The 17636-nt window shown below is 71.9% G+C and carries 22 protein-coding genes; 9 read left to right on the forward strand and 13 right to left on the reverse strand.

Annotated features, from left to right (window positions below; translation table 11 throughout):
- The 3 genes from I847_RS0109715 to I847_RS25590 form a co-directional block, all read right to left on the reverse strand.
- Window positions 1-276, reverse strand: a complete 276-nt coding sequence (locus I847_RS0109715; RefSeq protein WP_028049539.1) for a hypothetical protein — start codon at window positions 274-276, stop codon at window positions 1-3.
- 7 nt (window positions 277-283) lie between these two features.
- Entirely contained in the window at window positions 284-580 is a 297-nt protein-coding gene (locus I847_RS0109720; RefSeq protein ID WP_028049540.1) for a DUF4287 domain-containing protein, read from the reverse strand.
- 257 nt (window positions 581-837) lie between these two features.
- Window positions 838-2640, reverse strand: a complete 1803-nt coding sequence (locus I847_RS25590) for an HNH endonuclease signature motif containing protein (protein WP_051274702.1) — start codon at window positions 2638-2640, stop codon at window positions 838-840.
- A gap of 293 nt (window positions 2641-2933) precedes the next feature.
- On the opposite strand from I847_RS25590, the gene I847_RS22965 reads away from it, so the two are divergent.
- Window positions 2934-3263, forward strand: coding sequence for a PGPGW domain-containing protein (locus tag I847_RS22965; RefSeq protein WP_081680721.1), 330 nt, complete (start codon window positions 2934-2936; stop codon window positions 3261-3263).
- A 39-nt stretch (window positions 3264-3302) separates the two neighbouring features.
- On the opposite strand, the gene I847_RS0109735 is transcribed toward I847_RS22965, so the two are convergent.
- The 3 genes from I847_RS0109735 to I847_RS0109745 form a co-directional block, all read right to left on the reverse strand.
- Window positions 3303-4235, reverse strand: a complete 933-nt coding sequence (locus tag I847_RS0109735; protein ID WP_028049541.1) for an aldo/keto reductase family oxidoreductase — start codon at window positions 4233-4235, stop codon at window positions 3303-3305.
- A gap of 53 nt (window positions 4236-4288) precedes the next feature.
- On the reverse strand, window positions 4289-5170 hold the full coding sequence (locus tag I847_RS0109740) for a discoidin domain-containing protein (RefSeq protein ID WP_028049542.1): 882 nt from the start codon (window positions 5168-5170) through the stop codon (window positions 4289-4291).
- A gap of 117 nt (window positions 5171-5287) precedes the next feature.
- Window positions 5288-6262, reverse strand: a complete 975-nt coding sequence (locus tag I847_RS0109745) for a phosphotransferase family protein (RefSeq protein WP_028049543.1) — start codon at window positions 6260-6262, stop codon at window positions 5288-5290.
- Window positions 6263-6331: 69 nt separating this feature from the next.
- On the opposite strand from I847_RS0109745, the gene I847_RS22970 reads away from it, so the two are divergent.
- Both I847_RS22970 and I847_RS26700 read left to right on the forward strand, forming a co-directional pair.
- The gene (locus I847_RS22970; RefSeq protein WP_034609744.1) at window positions 6332-7414 is read left to right on the forward strand and encodes a serine hydrolase; all 1083 of its coding nucleotides are present in this window, start codon (window positions 6332-6334) and stop codon (window positions 7412-7414) included.
- A gap of 119 nt (window positions 7415-7533) precedes the next feature.
- A complete protein-coding gene (locus tag I847_RS26700) occupies window positions 7534-7719 on the forward strand; it encodes a hypothetical protein (RefSeq protein WP_155856090.1) in 186 nt (61 codons plus the stop codon).
- A 435-nt stretch (window positions 7720-8154) separates the two neighbouring features.
- Here I847_RS26700 and I847_RS0109760 read toward each other — a convergent pair whose 3' ends face one another.
- On the reverse strand, window positions 8155-8478 hold the full coding sequence (locus tag I847_RS0109760; RefSeq protein WP_028049544.1) for a helix-turn-helix transcriptional regulator: 324 nt from the start codon (window positions 8476-8478) through the stop codon (window positions 8155-8157).
- The gene (locus I847_RS0109765; protein WP_155856091.1) at window positions 8475-8957 is read right to left on the reverse strand and encodes an SRPBCC family protein; all 483 of its coding nucleotides are present in this window, start codon (window positions 8955-8957) and stop codon (window positions 8475-8477) included. Before I847_RS0109765 ends, I847_RS0109760 begins: the two co-directional genes overlap by 4 nt.
- Window positions 8958-9055: 98 nt before the next feature.
- On the opposite strand from I847_RS0109765, the gene I847_RS0109770 reads away from it, so the two are divergent.
- From I847_RS0109770 to I847_RS0109790, 5 genes are all read left to right on the forward strand, one after another.
- Window positions 9056-10360, forward strand: coding sequence for a CoA transferase (locus tag I847_RS0109770; protein WP_028049546.1), 1305 nt, complete (start codon window positions 9056-9058; stop codon window positions 10358-10360).
- Between the two features lie 208 nt (window positions 10361-10568).
- The gene (locus I847_RS0109775) at window positions 10569-11063 is read left to right on the forward strand and encodes an FBP domain-containing protein (protein ID WP_028049547.1); all 495 of its coding nucleotides are present in this window, start codon (window positions 10569-10571) and stop codon (window positions 11061-11063) included.
- A 159-nt stretch (window positions 11064-11222) separates the two neighbouring features.
- Window positions 11223-11828: a dihydrofolate reductase family protein gene (locus tag I847_RS0109780; protein WP_028049548.1), complete on the forward strand. Its 606-nt coding sequence runs from the start codon at window positions 11223-11225 to the stop codon at window positions 11826-11828.
- The gene (locus I847_RS0109785; RefSeq protein ID WP_028049549.1) at window positions 11828-12355 is read left to right on the forward strand and encodes a GNAT family N-acetyltransferase; all 528 of its coding nucleotides are present in this window, start codon (window positions 11828-11830) and stop codon (window positions 12353-12355) included. The genes I847_RS0109780 and I847_RS0109785 overlap by 1 nt, the downstream gene beginning before the upstream one ends.
- Window positions 12355-12951: an alpha/beta fold hydrolase gene (locus I847_RS0109790; RefSeq protein WP_028049550.1), complete on the forward strand. Its 597-nt coding sequence runs from the start codon at window positions 12355-12357 to the stop codon at window positions 12949-12951. Before I847_RS0109785 ends, I847_RS0109790 begins: the two co-directional genes overlap by 1 nt.
- On the opposite strand, the gene I847_RS25595 is transcribed toward I847_RS0109790, so the two are convergent.
- The 4 genes from I847_RS25595 to I847_RS0109810 all read right to left on the reverse strand — a co-directional run bounded on the left by I847_RS25595 (window position 12944) and on the right by I847_RS0109810 (window position 16896).
- Complete coding sequence (locus I847_RS25595; protein ID WP_155856092.1) at window positions 12944-14176, reverse strand: hypothetical protein; 1233 nt, start codon at window positions 14174-14176, stop codon at window positions 12944-12946. The genes I847_RS0109790 and I847_RS25595 overlap by 8 nt on opposite strands.
- Window positions 14173-14715: a sigma-70 family RNA polymerase sigma factor gene (locus I847_RS22985; protein ID WP_034609752.1), complete on the reverse strand. Its 543-nt coding sequence runs from the start codon at window positions 14713-14715 to the stop codon at window positions 14173-14175. Before I847_RS22985 ends, I847_RS25595 begins: the two co-directional genes overlap by 4 nt.
- Before the next feature lie 95 nt (window positions 14716-14810).
- Window positions 14811-15968, reverse strand: coding sequence for a peptidoglycan-binding protein (locus I847_RS0109805; RefSeq protein ID WP_028049552.1), 1158 nt, complete (start codon window positions 15966-15968; stop codon window positions 14811-14813).
- A 139-nt stretch (window positions 15969-16107) separates the two neighbouring features.
- Window positions 16108-16896, reverse strand: coding sequence for a DinB family protein (locus I847_RS0109810; protein ID WP_028049553.1), 789 nt, complete (start codon window positions 16894-16896; stop codon window positions 16108-16110).
- Between the two features lie 93 nt (window positions 16897-16989).
- Between I847_RS0109810 and I847_RS25600 the strand changes: the two genes are divergently transcribed.
- Window positions 16990-17448 (forward strand): NINE protein, encoded by a 459-nt coding sequence (locus I847_RS25600; RefSeq protein WP_051274706.1) that lies wholly within the window; start codon window positions 16990-16992, stop codon window positions 17446-17448.
- A 2-nt stretch (window positions 17449-17450) separates the two neighbouring features.
- Here I847_RS25600 and I847_RS0109820 read toward each other — a convergent pair whose 3' ends face one another.
- A complete protein-coding gene (locus I847_RS0109820; RefSeq protein WP_028049554.1) occupies window positions 17451-17636 on the reverse strand; it encodes a hypothetical protein in 186 nt (61 codons plus the stop codon).

Here is a 17636-nt window from a genome sequence, read left to right on the forward strand (position 1 = left end):
TCAGGCAGGTGCGACCGACCGTCGTCGTCGACGGGCCCGAGCCGCGACGACGATGCCGATCCACAGCACGGCCACGCACGCGTAGAAGGTCGTCACGACCACGAACGTGCCTGGGGCCTGCTCCCTGAGGAGCGTCCCGCAGTACGCGTCCGGACCGGCGCTCAGGTCCGCTCCGGGCGTCAGGACGTCCCGTTCATAGCAGTGCTTGACCGTCGCATAGGCGCCAGCGGCGAGAGTCAGCACCCACGCTGGCACGAGAGCGAAGACCCAGCGCACCTCGTGGCTAGTGCCGCGCGGGGTTCGTCGCGGCGCCGTCGAGCCACAGCTGCTCCGACTCGTCGCGATGCACCCCGTCCGTGCCGACGTGCTTGGTACTGATCGTCGGTCCGTTCTTGATCACGTGCACCAACGCCATCGCGTGACCCCTGCCCAGGCCGTAGTCGTCCTTGAGCCACTCCACGATGACGGTCGCTTTCACCGCAGGGTCGTCGTACCCCCGCTCCTTGCCGATGTCGACGAGCTGCCGCGGGGTGAGTCCCGTCTTCGCCTCGATGGTGTCGAGGTACGCCTGGAACGACATCTCTCCTCCTTGGGCGCAGGGGCGCGCTCCTGATGGGCACCGGGGGCGAGCCTATCGACGCCTCTGCGAGCTCGTCGCTTCAATGCGCGCGCAGCGTCGACCCGATCCGACCCGGCCTAGCCTTGTCGCGACCGAGACCCACACCCGGTCCCAGCCCGATCGGGACCCAGACCCACACCCGGTCCCAGCCCAGCCGAGGCCAAGGCCCAGGCCCAGGCCCAGGCCCAGGCCCAGGCCACGCGGCTCGCCTCGCGCGATCAGAACGGTGGTGGCTCGTCGAACTGCCCCCACGCTTCGACAGAGGGTGGGAGCGCGTCGAACGCCGAGCCTTCGGACGTCGCGCCGTCGGACATCGCACCTCCGGACGTCGCACCGTCGGACATCGCACCTCCGGACGTCGCACCTCCGGACGTCGCGCCGTCGGACGTCGCGCCGTCGGACATCGCACCTCCGGACGTCGCGCCGTCGGACATCGCACCTCCGGACGTCGCACCTCCGGACGTCGCGCCGTCGGACATCGCACCTCCGGACGTCGCGCCGCCGGACGTCGCGCCGTCGGACGTCGCACCTCCGGACGTCGCGCCGTCGGACGTCGCACCTCCGGACAGCCGGCCTCGGGACAGCGGACCAGCCGGCGGCGGATCGCTGGGTGGCGGCCGTTCCGGCGTCGTCGATGAAGGATGTTCCGGCGTCGGCGATGAAGCATCGGGCCGTCCGGGTGGTGGGATCTCGGCGGCCCTCGGGCTGTCGAGTGCGTGGTCGGTGACTTCGGGAATCCCCACCATTCGGTACGGATCTCGCCGGTAGGTGAAACCGAGCCAGGACGTCCAGGTGGAGATCCCGCTCGTGCTGTCGTAGGTGACGTTCCAGCGTCTGGCGGTCTTGGCCCGGTGGTGATGTCGACACAGCGCGTGCAGATTCGCTTCGCAGGTCTGGTCGTGCGACGAGCGACCAGGGTCGAACGGGACCCGGTGGTCGAGGTCGCACCGGGCAGCCGGTTGGCGGCACCCGGGGAACGTGCAGGTGACGTCCCGCGCCAGGACCGTGCGTGTCACGTCGATGCCCGGCCGGTACGTCACGGTCCCCCCCTCGCAGACCAGTCCGGTCGCCGGGTCCGTCAACAGCCGGCGCCAGGTTCCGTCCTGCGCGAGCTCGCGAGCCAGCGGTGCGGTGATCGGCCCGTACGAGTCCAACCAGCCCGGGCGCTCGTCGAGCCCGAGCAGAGTCGATGCCGCGACCGTGACGTTGACCGTCACCGCTTGTCCATGGCGTCGGGGTAGCGGGGAACCGTCCGGTGTCGCCTGCCGCTGCAGCATCCCGACGAAGACCTCAGTGAACGCGTCCGCACGCCGCTGGTCCGCGGTCCGCTGGTCACCGCGCACCCGGGCCGTGCGCGCCAGCGCGTCCACCGCGGTGAACACCGCCACGGCGTCCTGGGCAGGGAGCAGGGCATTGATCCACGCGACCCCGTCCACCGACGGCGTCAGCGTCACGCACCGGTCCTGAACCGTGGTGACCCGCCGTCGTTCCGCGGCACCTGCGTCCGCGAGCAGGACCTGCTTGCGCACGTGCTGCGCCAACTGCGGTGCCGTCAATCTGGGCGCGTGCGCGACCGCGTCCGCGAGAACCACGGGCTCGACCAGCGGCGCGTCGGCGTTGAGGTAGGCGATCTCCTTCAGGATCACGTCCACCTTGCGCGCATCGACGGCTCCGGCGGCCCAGGCATCCCGGAGCGCAGGACGCGCAGCCGCCAGGCAGGCACGCAGGAACAGGTCCTGCGCGGACCGACGTGTGACCGCCAGCTCCGAGGCGATCTGATCCGGCACCCACTCGTCGGGCATCGAGGCCCGCGCGCCCAGCTCGGCCAGCCAGATCGCCTGAGCCGCCTGGACCGCACACAGCACCTGCTGCCATCCAGCGACCCCGTTGACCAGATCCCCGTCCGACACATCTGCCGGATCCACGGCCTCCAGCAACGCGGACAGCTCCGCCACACTGCCGCACGCAGCCGGGAACGAGGGGAACGCCGAGTCGCGCCAGGGCTCGGACCAGTCAGCCACAGCGCCCACCCCTCCCCCACACGCAGTCCCCGACCATCGGGCCGTTCGAACAACTGTACGATCGACCACTGACACACTGGCCCCTGCGCTCTCGGCCGATGGTGAACGGGCGCGGGCGCGGGCGTGCGGCGTGCGGCGCGGGGCGCGGGGCGGGCGGCACGCGGGCGCGGGCGTGCGGCGTGCGGCGCGGGGCGCGGGGCGGGCGGCACGCGGGCGCGGGCGCGCGGCGCCCATGGCGATCAGGCGGTCGTCGTGAGACGCTCCGTTCTCGACCGAGCCACGCTGGAGACCGCATGATCGACGACGACACGGGCACCACGACGGACGCCGAGCACGACGACGCCGGCGATCCCCAGGCCGGCCGGTTCTCGGCGATCAACCGCACGCTCGACCGGCTCCCGCACCCGGTCCGGGTCGTCGGTGTCGCGCTGTTCGGCGGGGTGCTGGTCCTCGCCGGGCTCGCGATGCTCGTCCTGCCGGGTCCTGGCGTCGTGGTGATCCTCGCCGGGTTGGCGGTGCTGGCCACCGAGTTCGTGTGGGCTCGTCGGATCCTCGAGCGCACCAAGGCGGCCGCCAAGGCAGGTCTCGACAAGGGCAAGGCGGTCGTGAAGCGCAAGGGCTGACCGGCCGCCATCCATCGGCGACCGGGTCGCGACGACGAACTACGGGACGGCGTGCCCGGCAGCGCGGAAGAGCTCGTACCACTCGGCACGGGTCAGCGGGATGTCGGAGCCGAGCGCGGCACCCTGCACCCGCGAGGGGCTCGTCGTGCCCAGGACCACCTGCATCTGCGCGGGGTGCCGGGTGATCCAAGCCGTCGCGATGGCGATCGGCGGAACGTCGTACGCAGCGGCGAGCCTGTCGATGACCGCGTTGAGCTCGGGGTAGTCGGGGTTGCCCAGGAACACCCCCGTGAAGAACCCCGCCTGGAACGGCGACCACGCCTGGATGGTGATGTCGTTCAGTCGGCAGTAGTCGACGATGCCGTTGTCGCGGGAGATGGACTGGTCCAGGTCGGCCATGTTCGACGCGACGCCCTGCGCGACGAGCGAAGCGTGCGTGATCGACAGCTGGAGCTGGTTGGCCACCAGCGGCTGCGTCACGTGCCGCTTCAGGAGCTCGATCTGCCCGGGCGTCTGGTTGGAGACGCCGAACGCCCGGACCTTTCCGGCTGCCGACAGCTCGTCGAACGCGCGAGCGACCTCCTCGGGCTCCACCAGGGCGTCGGGCCGGTGCAGAAGGAGGATGTCGATGTAGTCGGTCTCCAGGGCGGCCAGCGACGCGTCCACGGACGAGAGGATGTGCTCGTACGAGAAGTCGAAGTACGGCCCGCTCGGCACGATCCCGCACTTGGTCTGGATGATCAGCTCGGCGCGATCGGCCGGCGTGAGCCTCAGCGCCTCGGCGAACCGCCGCTCGCACCCGTGCAGTGCGGAGCCGTACACGTCTGCGTGGTCCAGGAAGTTGATGCCCGAGTCGCGGGCCACGGAGACCAGCTCACGGACCTCGTCGTCGGTCTTCTCCTGGATGCGCATGAGGCCGAGCACGACGTTGGGCACGACGAGGTCGGTTCCGGGCAGGGTGAAGGTCTTCACAGCGGTGCGGTCCTCTCGGGGTGGATCAGTCCGATGTCGAGACTAATCGCCGTCTACGGCACCGGCGGCCCGAGGATCTGAAGGTCGCGGATCGAGACCCCGTACTGGGTGCCCCGAGCGGTCGCGTACACGCGAAGGAACTGCACCTCGCGGCCCGGCAGCGTGACGTGATCGGGGGCCGACGACGTCTTCGACATCGTCGACACCGTGGTCCAGGTGACCCCGTCCAGCGAGGTGTCGATCCGGTAGCTGCGGGCGTAGGCCGTCTCCCAGACGATGTCGACCTCGACGATGGGCTTCGGCCGCCGGATGTCCACGACGATCCACTGGGGGTCGGAGAACTGGCTCGACCACCGGCTGCTCAGCAACCCGTCCGTCGCCGCCGTCGCCGGGAAGTGCGGTCCCTCGACGGAGGACGCGGTCGTCGGCTTGCCGCGGGCGAAGTCCACGAGCGGCGTGCCGTAGACACTCAGGTCCGACACGGACGCGTGACCGACGGTGTAGAGGCTCACGTACCGGGCCCTGAAACCCTGGAGGTTGCCGACGACGACGTGGCTGGGCCCCTGCGGGAAGTCGTACTCGAGCGTCGTCCAGGTGGTGCCGTCGTCGGAGATCCGGAACTCCACCTGCGTGCTGACGTTCGGGTCCGGCACCGCCCAGTCGTAGGAGACCGAGTCCAGCTGCGTATTCCACTGCAGGTCGACCTGCAACCACTCACGGCTGCCGTTCGCGGACGACCAGCGGGTGCTCGCCTGCCCGTCCGTCGCGGCGGACGCCGGGTACGCCGGGCTCTCGACCGACGACGCCGTCGTCGGCTTGCCCAGCGAGACGAGGGTGGAATACGGCAGAGCAGCCTGCGACGGAGGCGCGACGAGCACCGTTCCGACGAGCGCGATCACGAGAAGCAGAGCCCAGCGAGAGATGCGTGCGGTCATGGTGTGCCCCTGGTCGTCGTTGACTGGTGCGGATAGAGCGCTCTATCAACGATGACGGCACGCATCGACGGCTGTCAACAGCAGAGATCAGGACTGTTCCCGACGACGAACGGCGGATCAGGGCTCGGAGAAGCGCGTCACCGCCTGGTCGAGGAGACCGCGTGCCCAGTCGTACTGCGACGGGTCCGTGTGGCCGCGGTAGACCGTCTCGATGGTCATGACGAGGAACAGGTACACGTCGTACAGGCACCGTCGCTCACGCTCCGACGGAGTCAGCGCACCCCGGCCGTAGCCACGCTGGAACGCACCCGGCTCGCCGCCGTCCCACGACGTGAACCCGGACTCGATGAGTGGATCTCCGAACAGCGCTCTCTCGTGGTCGACGACGCCGGTGATCGCACCGTCGCGGACCAGCACGTTGCCCACCCACAGGTCCCACTCGACGAACCGCGGCTCGGTGACCTCGTCGAGGCAGCCGGCATGCGCGGCGACGAGGGTGCGGAGGTCGTCGTACGCCTGGCCGATGTCCACCCCCCGCCGCTCGCCGTCGGAAAGGACGTTCTCGAGCATGCCGAGGAACACCAGCCGCCAGCTGTCGCCGCCCGGTCCACCGAGCGGGCCGAAGTGGTCGCCGACGATCTCGTTCATCGCCCGGTTCGCCGCGCCGAGCTGTTCGTCGTACGCGTCGCGCTCGGCCGGCGGCAGGGTGTCGCGGAGCAGCGACAGGTTCTCCCCGTCGACGAACGACATCACGAACCAGTCGGCGTCGCACAGCTCGCGGGTCTCGTCGACGAACAGGACCTCCGGCACCGGGACGTCCGTGCGCTCGCGGACCAGCCGCAGGGCGTGCACCTCGGTGGCCAGCATGTCCCGCTCGTAGGTGAGCACGTCGACGGCGCCCGGCGGAGCGATCTTGAGGACGACCGTCCGGCCGGTTCGAAGCCGCACGAGGTACACGACGTTGAACCAGCCGTGGGTGATCTCCGTCGCGTCGTCGACCACCGCGTCCGGGCCGAGCGCGCGGGTCAGCATGGCCTGCAGCACCGTGACGGGCTGCCTGTTCTTGGTGACGCTCTCGGTCACGGCGGGCACGCGGCGTCCTCCTCTTCTGTACCGCGCAAGGGTAGCGACGATGTCAGAGGTCTCGTGCACGCTCTGTGCATGGACGAGGTACGGGCGGCAGTCGAGAGGCATATCGGTGCCGAGGTGCACGGAGCGGCGTGGCTGGTCGACCGGGCGGGGTTCGTGTCGGCAGGCGCCGCCGGGGTCAGCGCACCCGACGCGATCTTCCGGATCTCGTCGGCGACCAAGCCCGTGGTGGCCACGCTGGCGATGCTGCTCGTCGACGACGGCACCCTGGTTCTCGACGACCCGGTCGAAGCCCTGCTGCCCGAGCTCGCCGACCGACAGGTCCTGCGCACCCCCGAGAGCCCGCTCGAGGACACCGTCCCCGCCGACCGGCCGATCACCGTGCGCGACGTCCTCGAGTTCCGGCTCGGGCTCGGCATGGACTTCGCGGGACCGTTCCCGGGGAGCGTCCTGGGTGCGCTCGCGGAACGCGGCCTCCCGGTCGGCCCGCCTGCCCCTCAGCTGGCACCGCCGCCGGACGAGTGGATGCGGATCGTCGGCGGCGTGCCGCTGTCCGCGCAGCCCGGCACCCGATGGCTCTACAACGTGGGCGCCCAGGTCCTCGGGGTGCTCCTGGCACGGGCCTCGGGGACGACGCTTCCGGCGCTCCTCGCGTCGCGGATCACCGAGCCGCTCGGCATGCGCGACACCGCCTTCCACGTGCCGGCGGACCGGCTCGCCCGGCTCGGCCGGTTGTGGATGGGCGACGAGGTGTACGACGAGGCCGACGGTCAGTGGTCCCGCCCGCCCGCCTTCGCTGACGGCGGCAGTGGCCTGGTCTCGACGGTGGACGACCTGCACGCCTTCGCGACCGCGCTGCGCAACGGCACCCTTCTGCCGCCGTCCCGGCTCGCCGAGATGGTCGGTGCGGCGGTCGGCCCGCACGACCCGGACGGCGTGGAGGGATGGGGCCTGGGGCTGGGAGTCACGGTCGCGGACCGCACGGACGGGCGGCATGCCGGCAGCTACGGGTGGGACGGGGGAATGGGCTCGACCTGGTGGACCGACCCCGTCACCGACACGATCGCGATCCTGCTGACGACGGATACCTGGACCTCTCCGCAGCCGACGCCGATCTTCCGGGAGTTCTGGGCGGCGGCTTTCGGCGGCGCATGACCGCGTCGTCGGTCGTCGTCCGCGCCCGGGTCGGGTCTGGTGGACGCAGCGGCGCTCAGCGTGGCGGGAGGACGGCGAGGCGCATCGTGACCGTGTCGCCGAGCTCGAGGTCCTCGGCTTTGCGCCCGCCCGCGGCCCGCGACGTGTTCCGGGACGAGCTGGCGGTCGACGACGTGTCCTGGAAGCGCGGCCGGGCGTGCGCGCTCGCGCAGGCCCCGGTCCAGCTGCCGTACTACCGGGACACCAACCCGGTCCTCGCGGCGAACGCCCGGCACGTCATCGCGGAGGTCACCGCCGACGCGTGAACCTGGGACGGCGCCGATCGGAGGACCCGGACCACACGGCCGGGGTACGGCCGCACCCGCACACCGGCACACGAAGCCGCCCAGCAACCGGCGCCGATGGCCCACCGGGTGGCGCCCACCGGTCGGCGGCCAGCCGCCGGCGGTCGGCGGCGGTCGGCGGCGGTCGGCGGCGGGCGGTCGGCGGTCGGTGGTCAGCCGCCGGCGGTCGGCGGCCAGCCGCCGGCGCCCACCGGTCGGCGGTCGAGAACAACGTTGGTTGCGCTAAACCGTTCTATAACGGTGTTGAGGTTGTTCTCGACGGTGTTGAGGTTGTTCTCGACGGTGTTGAGGTTGTTCTCGACGGTGTTCAGGTTGTTCTCGACGGTGATCCGTCCTCCGAGAAGGGGGCTCTGGATCCCCCGGCAGGCGGCGGCCCGTCCTCCGAGAAGGTGGCGGTCAGTCGTCCGGGAGGGACTCGGCGATGCTCGCGATCGTGGACAGGCGGCGGTCCCACTCCGCGCCGATCCGCTCGAGCGCGCGGGCTGTCTGGTTCAAGCGCGAGCCGAGGGCGCGGTAGCGGACCTCGCGGCCGACGCGGACCGGTTCCACCAGGCCGGCCTCGGCGAGCACGGTGAGGTGCTTGGCGATCGCCTGACGCGTGACCGGGACGACCGTGGCCAGGGCGGACGCGGACAGGTCGGCACGTCCGAGCTCGGCCAGGATCGCCCAGCGGGTGTCGTCGGCGAGCGCGGCGAAGACCGGGGCGAGGGTCGCGGTCATGCGGAGCCCTCGAGGTAGGCGATGAGCTCGTCGAGCTCGGACGTCCACCCTTCTCGGTTCGAGTTCATGGCCTCGATCGGGTCGCGGTCGAGCAGTCCGAAGCCGGACTCGACGACGGACAGGATCGTCGCGTCGCCGTCGGGAACCAGCGAGAAGCGGACCTGCGTGGAGTTCTCGGGCGTCAGGTGCGCACCCTCGCCGTCGACCGGCGTCGCCGGCGTGCCCCAGGTGAACGCGAAGACGGCGGGCTCGTCGTACTCGTCGATCCGGATCGGGAACTCGCCGTAGCCCTCGAACCCGAACGTCCCGAGTCCGCCCACCCGCAGGTCGGGCAGCTCGGCCTTGTTGCCGAGCCACTGCGTGATGAGCTCTGGGCGGGTGATCGCGGCCCAGACGCGGTTCGGGGTCGCCTTGATGTGCACGGTGCGGGTGATCGTGAAGTTCTCGCGGTCGATGACGGCGGCAGGCTGCTGGCTCATGGGTGTCGATCCTCCGGGTGCGGTGGCTAGTGCAATCCGATGGTTGCACATCACCTACGGCGACTGCAACCCACGAATTGCCTCTCTACTGTGAGGGGATGCTCGAGCAGATCCTTGCTGCGGGTCATCGACCGACGTCCGCCTCCCTGACGGTGCACGGAGTCGGCGACGTGGCCTCGGCATTCCCCGTCACCGCGTTCGCGGCGGCGACGATCGGTGCGGCGGGCCTCGCCGTTGCCGACCTGGTCGGTGCCCCCGAGGCACGAGTCGACCGGCGGCTGGCCTCGATGTGGTTCGGGATGTCGCTCCGACCCGAGGGCTGGAGCCCGCCACCACCGTGGGACCCGATCAGCGGCGACTATCAAACGTCGGACGGCTGGATCCGCCTGCACACCAACGCGCCGGCGCACCGGGCCGCCGCGCTCGGGGTCCTCGGGGTGCAGGGGAGCAGGTATGCCGTCGCCGAGGTGGTCGCAGCAGCGCCCGGCGACGAGCTCGAGGATGCGGTCGTCGCTGCCGGCGGCTGCGCGGCCGTGATGCGCACCGCTGAGGAGTGGTCCGTCAGCGAGCCCGGCCGGAGCGTGCACGCCGAACCGCTCATCGACTGGGCCACGACCACGCAGGCTGCGCTGAACCCGATCGGCGAGGCCGGGCGGCCGCTCGCGGGCCTCCGGGTGCTCGACCTCACGCGCGTTCTGGCCGGGCCCGTCGCGACGAGGTTCCTCGCTCTGCTCGGCGCCGACGTGCTGCGGATCGACCCCCCGTGGTGGGACGAGCCCGGCGTGGTCCCGGAGGTGACGCTCGGCAAGCGGACGGCCCGTCTCGACCTCACGAAGAGCTCCCTCGACGACCTGCTGTCGCGCGCCGACGTGCTGGTGCACGGCTACCGCCCCGGAGCCCTCGAGCACCTCGGGCTCGACGCCGCGACCCGCGGCCGGACCAGCCCGGGGCTGGTCGACGTGGGTCTCGACGCGTACGGCTGGACCGGCCCGTGGCGGGACCGCCGCGGCTTCGACAGCATCGTGCAGATGAGCACCGGGATCGCGGAGGCCGGCATGCGCCACTTCCACCGGGACGCGCCCACGCCGCTCCCGGTCCAGGCCCTCGACCACGGCACCGGCTACCTCATGGCGTTCGCCGTCCTCCAAGGACTCATGCACAGACGCGCCACCGGCGTCGGTTCGACGGCCCGCCTCTCCCTCGCACGCACGGCCGAGCTGCTCGTCGGCCCGCCCGGGGACGGGTCGTTGACGCCCGAAGGTCCCGAAGACACGGCACCGGCCGTGGAGCACACCTACTGGGGGCCGGGTCGGCGCCTCGTGGTCCCGCTGTCCGTCGACGGTGTGCGGCTGGAGACGAGCCGACCAGCCCGAGCACTCGGGTCCGACGAGCCGACGTGGTGACCGCGTTGGACTCCGGCGCCCCACGGACGGATGATCGACGCCGGACTGCACCGCGCACCTCAGCGCGGAGCAACGACGACGGAGCGAACGACGATGCAGCGGGGAAGCGAGGCGGCCGTCCTGGCCTGCTCGGGCCACGGCCCGACGCCCGCAGCCTGAGACGGCCGGCGGGCCACGTTCCCGTGCCCTCCCACCGAAAGACACCACCATGCTTCCCCTGACCGAACCCCAGATCCGGGCGTCGTTCGTCAACTGCTCCCGCGGCGAGGCCTCCAAGCTGACCCTGCCCGCGGACGTGGACGACACCCCCTGGGACCGCCTCGACTACTACGGCTGGATCGACCGCAAGGCACCCCTGCGCGCCTACGTCGTCGTGACCGTCGACGACGCGCCCGTCGGCATCGCGCTGCGCGCGCCCGAGGATGCCGCCAAGCGCCGACGAGCCGTCTGCGCGTGGTGCGAGGACGTCTACGCGACCGACGAGGTCTCGCTCTACGTGGCCCGTCGGGCCGGCGCCTCCGGTCGCAACGGCGACACCATCGGCACGCTGATCTGCACGACGTTCGGGTGCTCGCGCAACGTGCGTCGGATCCCGCGGATCGTCGAGGCCGGCGACGACCCCGAGGGTGTCGTGCTGCGGCGCATCGAGGGACTGCGGGAGCGGTCCGCCCGGTTCGCCGAGGAGGTCCTCCGGGGCATCTGAGTGGCGGCTGCGGCTCGACGCTGCTGGCCGAGCCGCAGCCGCACTCAGACACGACGGCGCCATGTGCAGCGCGCGCCGGGCGCCGTCGCGAAGGGTCGACGACGGCGCGGCGCGACCGTGGCTGCGACACCCACCCTGCTCCACGGCTAGCGTCGTCGGATGGCAGTGATCCTCGACATCACGATCTCCCTCGACGGCTTCGTCACCGCCCCGAACGCGGGACCGGAGAACGGGCTCGGCGACGACGGGCTGGGCCTGCACGCGTGGGCGATCGGCGACCGGACGCCCGAGGACCTGCAGATCCTCGCCGGCGCCGCCGACGTGACCGGCGCCGTCGTGATGGGGCGCAACACGTTCGACGTCGTGGACGGGCCGCGCGGGTGGAACGACGAGCGCCACTACGGCGCCGACCAAGGTGACCCGGCCGCACCACCGCCGTGCTTCGTCGTGACGCACGAGGCGCCTGAGCACGTGCGCCTGACCGACCGGATGACGATCGTCACCACGGGACTCCGCGACGCGCTCGACCAGGCGGCCGAGGCTGCGGGCGGCAAGCACGTGGTCATCATGGGCGGCGGGTCGGTGGGCGGGCAGGCCCTGCGCGAGCGGCTCGTCGACCGGCTGAACCTGCATGTCGCGCCGCTGGTGCTCGGCGCCGGCACACCCCTGTTCGACGGCGGCCCACGGGTCGAGCTGCGTCTCGACGAGGACGCCACGGTCGTCACCCGCAACGCCGCGCACCTCTTCTACGAGGTGATCCGCTGATGCCCGCGACCGTCCGACGGATCCGCGCCGACGAATGGTCCCTGGTCAGGACCCTGCGGCTCGATGCGCTCCGCGACCCGGCCGCCCCCCTCGCCTTCCTGGAGTCCTACGACGACGCCGCCACGCTCCCGGACGAGTTCTGGCAGGCGCGCGCCGCGGGTTCCGCGGATGGTGACCACGCCGCTCAGCTCGTCGCGATCGACGACGACCGCTGGGTGGGCTCGACGACCGCCCTCGTCCAGCGCTCGGGCACGCAGGACCACCACGGTCGACTGATCGCGCGGAGCCGGCCGGTGCTCGTCGGCGTGTACGTGCGTCCCTCGCACCGCGGCACCGGCGTCGTCGGGGACCTGATCGAGGCCGCTGCGGACTGGTGCCGGGAGCGCGGGTTCACCGAGCTCGTGCTCAACGTCCACCGCGACAACCACCGGGCGGTCGCCGCCTACCGGCGAGCCGGCTTCGTACCGTCGGGCCTCGAGTTCACGGGCGTGATCGGCCCCGAGATCGAGATGGTCCGTCCCCTCTGATGCCCGTCTACCTGCCCGGAGCCCTCGGCACCGCGGCCTTCTGGGCGCCCGTCGCCGAGCGGCTCCCCGAGCTCGGCCCGGCCGTCCGGCTGGGCTGGCCCGGCTTCGGCGACGAACCTCACGACCCGGCGGTGCGGTCCGTCGCGGACCTCGTCGGGTGGACGCTCGCGCGGCTGCCGGCGGGCGCGAGCGACGTCGTCGCGCAGTCGATGGGCGGGGTCGTCGCGACCCTGCTCGCTCTCGACCACCCCGAACGCGTGCGACGGCTGGTGCTGTGTGCGACGTCGGGCGGCATCGACGTCGCCGCCCTCGGTGCGGCCGACTGGCGGGTCGGCTACTCCCGCGAGCTCCCCGACTGGTTCGTCGTGGACCGGACCGACGTCACCGACCGGCTGAGCACGCTGCGGGCACCGACGCTCGTGGTCTACGGCGACGCCGACCCGCTGTGCCCAGAGGCGGTGGCACGAGCCCTCGTCGACGCGATTCCCGGCGCGACCCTCGCGCGCGTCCCGGGTGGCGGGCACACGATGGCGCACGACCGGGCCGGCGACGTGGCGCCGCTCGTGCGCCGCCACCTCGCCGGACCGCCTACCTGACCGTGATGCGGTACGGGCCTCCCACGGCGGTGAGCGTCGTCGAGCCGGACGCGGCCGGGAACGTGTCGTAGACGTAGAGGTCGTACGAGCCGCGCGCCGCCCAGCCGGTGTTCGGGTCCAGGTGGTCGCACATGTCGAACCACGAGAACAGCGACGTCCCGAACGACTCGCCGGCGCCGACGTCGAACGTGGCAGCGGAGGGGAAGTCGCCCATCATCTGGTTCTCGCTCACGACCACGCCCGCGTCGTCGACGAGCACCGCGCTCAGCTCCTGGGGCACCTGCCCGCGCAGACGCCCGGGGCCGTTGGCCGTGACGGTGACGGGCACGTGGATCCCGGCGCTGCGGGCCTCGTCCGGCGCGAAGCCAGGATCGAGCGTGACCGTGAAGTCGGCCCCCGCTCCACCGGCAAGCAGTGCCGCGGGCGCCGGCTCGCCGCACGTCGGCAGGGTCCCCCGGTTCCATGAGAGCGGCCGGGTGCCGTCCGGGCCGAAGGTCAACGGGGCGAGCTCGATGGTCTCGGCGGCGCTCGGGTCGCTCGCGAACGCACGATAGGTGCCGGCGAGCGGGCGGCCCGTCCGGCAGTCGACGGCGGGGTAGTAGCCGTACGTCGAGAGGACGCCGCTCCCGTCCGTCGCACGGAGCTGCGGAAGCTGGCGAGCGGGGTCGGACCAGAACGCGATCGTCCCGCTCTCGTCGACGAGCACGGTCATCAGGTGGCTCGCACCGTCCCCGTCCGCCCCGGCCGGGGTTCCCGGCGTCTCGGGGCCGGCCTCGACGAGGTCCAGCAGGTCCGCGCCCGCCGGGTCGGCGTCGAGCATGGCGGTCGCCGGGTCGAGGTCACCGATGATCAGTCCGCCGCGCAACGACAGGTACGGGGAGTCCTGGGGCGTCGGCACGTCGGTGGTGCCGCAGGGCGCGGCGCCGACGACCCAGCCGTCGACCGCGGTCGTCGGCGCAGGATCCGGCGACGGTGTCGGCGTCGGCGTCGGGATCTCGGTCACCTGAACGGCTGCGGGCGGCGGCGGGGTCGCGTGCTCGGCCACCAGTCCCGCACCCGCCACCAGCCCGCCGACGACCGCCAGGCCACCGACCGACCGGAGCACGACCCCTTGCGCGCGGCGCCGCCGCACACGCGCCGTGACGGCGCCGATCTCCACCGACCGGACGACGCGCTCGGCGTCCGCGGCGATGTCCTGCAGTGCGCGTCCGAAGTCCATGCTCATCTCACCTCGTGGCGGCTCATGACGACGGACGCTTCCGTGACGTCGAGGGGACCCAGCAGGGTCTCGAGGCGGCCGACGGCCACGCTCAGGTAACGCTTGACGGTCCCGGCGGCCAGCTCCAGCCGGACCGCGATCTCGGGAACGGTGAGGTCGTCGTAGTAGCGCAGCACGACGCACGCCCGCTGCTGCGGGGACAGCTGCTGCAGCGCGAGCTGGACGTCGGTGCGCGTCCCGACCGCCTCGGCCGCGCTCTCCACCCGCTCCTCGCGCACGACGAGGTGCCGCACCCGCTCCCAGTGCCGGCGGCGACGGTACTGGTCGATCCAGGTCGAGAGGATCGCCCGGCGCACGTACCCCTCGGCGGACTCGATCTCGATCCGCCGACCGCGCACGAACGTCTTGACCAGCGCGTCCTGCACCAGGTCCTCGGCGTCGCGCAGGTTCCCGGTCAGCAGGTACGCATACGCACCCAGCGCGGCGCCGCGCTCACGCGCGACCGTCGCCATGACGTCGTCGCTACGTCGCCGTGCCTCGTGCATCTCGCCCCCTCTGGAGGTGGTGGGTGACCACCTTCCACCCCAGAGGACGTGCGGGACGTTCGATTCGTTGTGGTCCGACCCGATCGGGTGCGGACTCAGCTGCTCGCGGTGGGTTCCGGCTCCGGCGACGGGAAGGCCGACGGTTCCAGGACGGAGGCCAGCTTGGCCTGGAAGGCGGCGAGCGTCACCGCGTCGACGGTGCCCGTGGCAGGGACGCCGAGGTCGGTCTGGGCCGCCGCGACCGCTGCGGTCAGCTCGTCGGACCACTGACCGTCGACGGGCTTGTCCCAGTACCCCGCGAGCTTGAGGGTCTGCTGCAGCGCTGCGGTGGCCAGCGACTGCTCTGCCGCGGCGGCGGCACCCTTCGCCTCCAGCTCCTTGCGCAGGGCAGCGTCGGTCGCCTTGTCCACGGTCCCCGTCTGGGGGAGCTCGTTCGCAGCCTGCAGCGCGACCACCGCCTCGACGGTCAGGGGACCGTAGATCCCGTCGACCTTGCCGGTGTAGTAGCCGGCGTCGGCGAGGGACTGCTGGATCGCGAGGGTGTAGTCGCGGATCGCGTTGGACGCCTCGGCCTGCCGGGAGTCGGTGAGGCAGCCCGACTGCGCGAACAGCTGGATCCAGGCCATCTCGAGCGCGACGGCGGCCGAGTTGAACTGCTCGGTCGCCTTCGCCAGCGGCGTGTCGTCGGTGATGCCGGACTGGGCCGACTGGAAGTCGGTCTCGGCCTGCTTGACCCGGTCCACGGTGGCCGCCGGGATCGTCGGCGTCGGGCTCGGCGACGCCTTCACCACCTCAGGCGCCGGGGTCCCCGACTCCGCGGCCTGCGCAGCCGCCACTGCGGCCTCCGCATCGGCGACGTCCTGCTCGGCAGTCGCCACGTCCTCGCGCGCGCTGACCACGGCCTTCGCGGCGTCCTGCGTCTCGCTGCTGGGCTCCTTGAGATCCGCCCCGCCCGTCTTGACGTCGCCGACCGTCACCGTCGACTGGTCGAGCACGTCGCCGTACCGGTCGATCGCCGTGATGTACGACGAGGCGGAGCTGCAGAACGTCTCGGAGGCTGCTCCCTCGGCCTTCTTCGCCGCGTCGAGCGCTTCCTGCTTCTTGGCGAGGTCGGCCTGTGCGACGGCCAGGTCCGAGTCCTTCGTGGGCTCGTCGGTGGAACCGCCACTCGTGCACCCCGCCAGCAGGAGCAGGCTCGCGGCGATCGCGATCGCTCCGAGTCGGGCGGATGACGGCTTCTTCTGGGCGGCCACGGGAGCCCTTCCTGTTGCACGGCGTCTAGGTGCACGGCTCGGGACGAGTCCCGAATCGACACTATCTAGGCATATGTCCTGCTTGGCAACAACCTGCGGACTATTGGCGCGCGTCGCTCTCCGTGGCCGTTCCAGCAGGTCAGGGAGCCCCGTCCGCCTCACGCTCCTCGAGGATGCTCAGGTCGCGCTCCGCGTACCAGCGGTGGGCCCACTCCTCGTTCAGGACGATCCGCAGACACGCACGGGCGGAGAACGCGTCGCCCTCGTCGGGCCAGCCCGGACCCTGCAGCGGTTCGCCGGGGCGGTCGAGCTGCTCGTCGGTCAGTCCGTCGATCACGCCGCGCACCAATGCCATCGCCTCCAGGCGCAGCGCCAGGGCGTCGTCGAGCGACGGACGCGCCCCCCGGTCGTGGGGGACACCCTGGCGCGGCCGCATCTGGTCCCAGGGCAGCGAGAGCGGATGCCACGGGCTCGGGTCGCCCAGGACGCCCCGGCCCACCCAGGACTCCGACGCGAACGCGAGGTGCCGCAGGGTCTGGATGAACGACCACTCCTCGTCGACAGACTCGTGCAGCCTCTGCTCGGGCAGCCGGCGCGCCCGCTCGACCGTCTGCGCCCACAACCGCTCGTCGAGCGCCCACGCCTCCCGGAACCCGTCGGCGGTGGTCGGACGGAACAGCGGCCGTTCGGGGAATCGCCGGTCGAGCTCCTCCTCCACGTACTGCGCGACCTCGACCCCGTTGACGACGAGGCTCTCGACCTCGCCGTCGACCCTCATGGCGGAGATCTCGACGTCGCGCATCACGACGCCGTGGAGCCCCACCGAACGGAAAGTCGCGTCGGTGAGGTTGACCATCGAGAACCGCGCGCCGCTGAGGTCGACGTCGTCGAAGATCGCCGGGACGCCGCCTGGCTCGAGCTCGCTCATGGAAGTTCAGGCTAGGCGCGCCAACCGACATCGGCCCGGGTTAGTCTCGGGTGATCCGCCGCAGCCCGCGGCGAGCGACCCACGGGAGTTCCCGTGACCGACCTGATCGACCGCCCCGCGGACCTCGACGACGACTGGTTCGAGCGCCCGGTGGTCACTCGCCTGCCACCGCAGTCCCCCGTCGACGTCGTCGCGCCGTTGTCCGCGACGGTGCGCTACCCCCTCGGCCGGGTGCCCGACCTCCAGGACGCGCCGCCCGCTGTGGCGCCTCGGATGCCTGCAGCCAGGCCGGCGCGCGTCTGGATCCGGTCGCGCGTCGCGGCGGGTCTGCTCGGGGTGTTCCTCGGCGGCCTCGGCCTGCACCGGATGTACCTCGGCTACTGGCGACGAGGGTTCACGATGCTGGCGGTGTTCTTCATCGGCGGGCTCTTCACGCTCGGGCTCGCGACGCTGGTCGTGTGCATGGTCGGGTTCTTCGAGGGCCTGCTGTACCTGTCGATGCACCGAGGTCGGTTCTCCCGCGACGCACGTGGCCGGCCTCTGCGCGGCTGACGTCAGCCGCCGTAGATGCCCTTGAACAGCTCGTACACCAGCACGCCGGGCCAGATCAGCGCCTTCGGCACCGCCAGCACGAACTCCCAGAACGTGTCGCCGGCCTGGAAGTAGTACACGGCCGCCCCGATGAACCCGAAGCCGTAGACCACTCCACCGCCGGCGCCCCTCGCCGAGTCCTTCGCCAT

This window comes from Cellulomonas sp. URHD0024 (assembly GCF_000426185.1).
In the GTDB taxonomy this organism is placed as follows: Bacteria; Actinomycetota; Actinomycetes; order Actinomycetales; family Cellulomonadaceae; genus Cellulomonas.

Bases quoted from the DNA above. Each gene is read 5' to 3' on its own strand.
- I847_RS0109820 (WP_028049554.1), bottom strand. From the start codon at position 17,636: ATGGCGAAGGACTCGGCGAGGGGCGCCGGCGGTGGAGTGGTCTACGGC.
- I847_RS0109775 (WP_028049547.1), top strand. From the start codon at position 10,569: ATGCTTCCCCTGACCGAACCCCAGATCCGGGCGTCGTTCGTCAACTGC.
- I847_RS0109810 (WP_028049553.1), bottom strand. From the start codon at position 16,896: ATGAGCGAGCTCGAGCCAGGCGGCGTCCCGGCGATCTTCGACGACGTC.
- I847_RS0109790 (WP_028049550.1), top strand. From the start codon at position 12,355: ATGCCCGTCTACCTGCCCGGAGCCCTCGGCACCGCGGCCTTCTGGGCG.
- I847_RS0109765 (WP_155856091.1), bottom strand. From the start codon at position 8,957: ATGAGCCAGCAGCCTGCCGCCGTCATCGACCGCGAGAACTTCACGATC.
- I847_RS25595 (WP_155856092.1), bottom strand. From the start codon at position 14,176: ATGAGCATGGACTTCGGACGCGCACTGCAGGACATCGCCGCGGACGCC.
- I847_RS0109785 (WP_028049549.1), top strand. From the start codon at position 11,828: ATGCCCGCGACCGTCCGACGGATCCGCGCCGACGAATGGTCCCTGGTC.
- I847_RS22985 (WP_034609752.1), bottom strand. From the start codon at position 14,715: ATGCACGAGGCACGGCGACGTAGCGACGACGTCATGGCGACGGTCGCG.
- I847_RS0109720 (WP_028049540.1), bottom strand. From the start codon at position 580: ATGTCGTTCCAGGCGTACCTCGACACCATCGAGGCGAAGACGGGACTC.
- I847_RS0109780 (WP_028049548.1), top strand. From the start codon at position 11,223: ATGGCAGTGATCCTCGACATCACGATCTCCCTCGACGGCTTCGTCACC.
- I847_RS0109740 (WP_028049542.1), bottom strand. From the start codon at position 5,170: ATGACCGCACGCATCTCTCGCTGGGCTCTGCTTCTCGTGATCGCGCTC.
- I847_RS0109760 (WP_028049544.1), bottom strand. From the start codon at position 8,478: ATGACCGCGACCCTCGCCCCGGTCTTCGCCGCGCTCGCCGACGACACC.
- I847_RS22970 (WP_034609744.1), top strand. From the start codon at position 6,332: ATGGACGAGGTACGGGCGGCAGTCGAGAGGCATATCGGTGCCGAGGTG.
- I847_RS22965 (WP_081680721.1), top strand. From the start codon at position 2,934: ATGATCGACGACGACACGGGCACCACGACGGACGCCGAGCACGACGAC.
- I847_RS0109770 (WP_028049546.1), top strand. From the start codon at position 9,056: ATGCTCGAGCAGATCCTTGCTGCGGGTCATCGACCGACGTCCGCCTCC.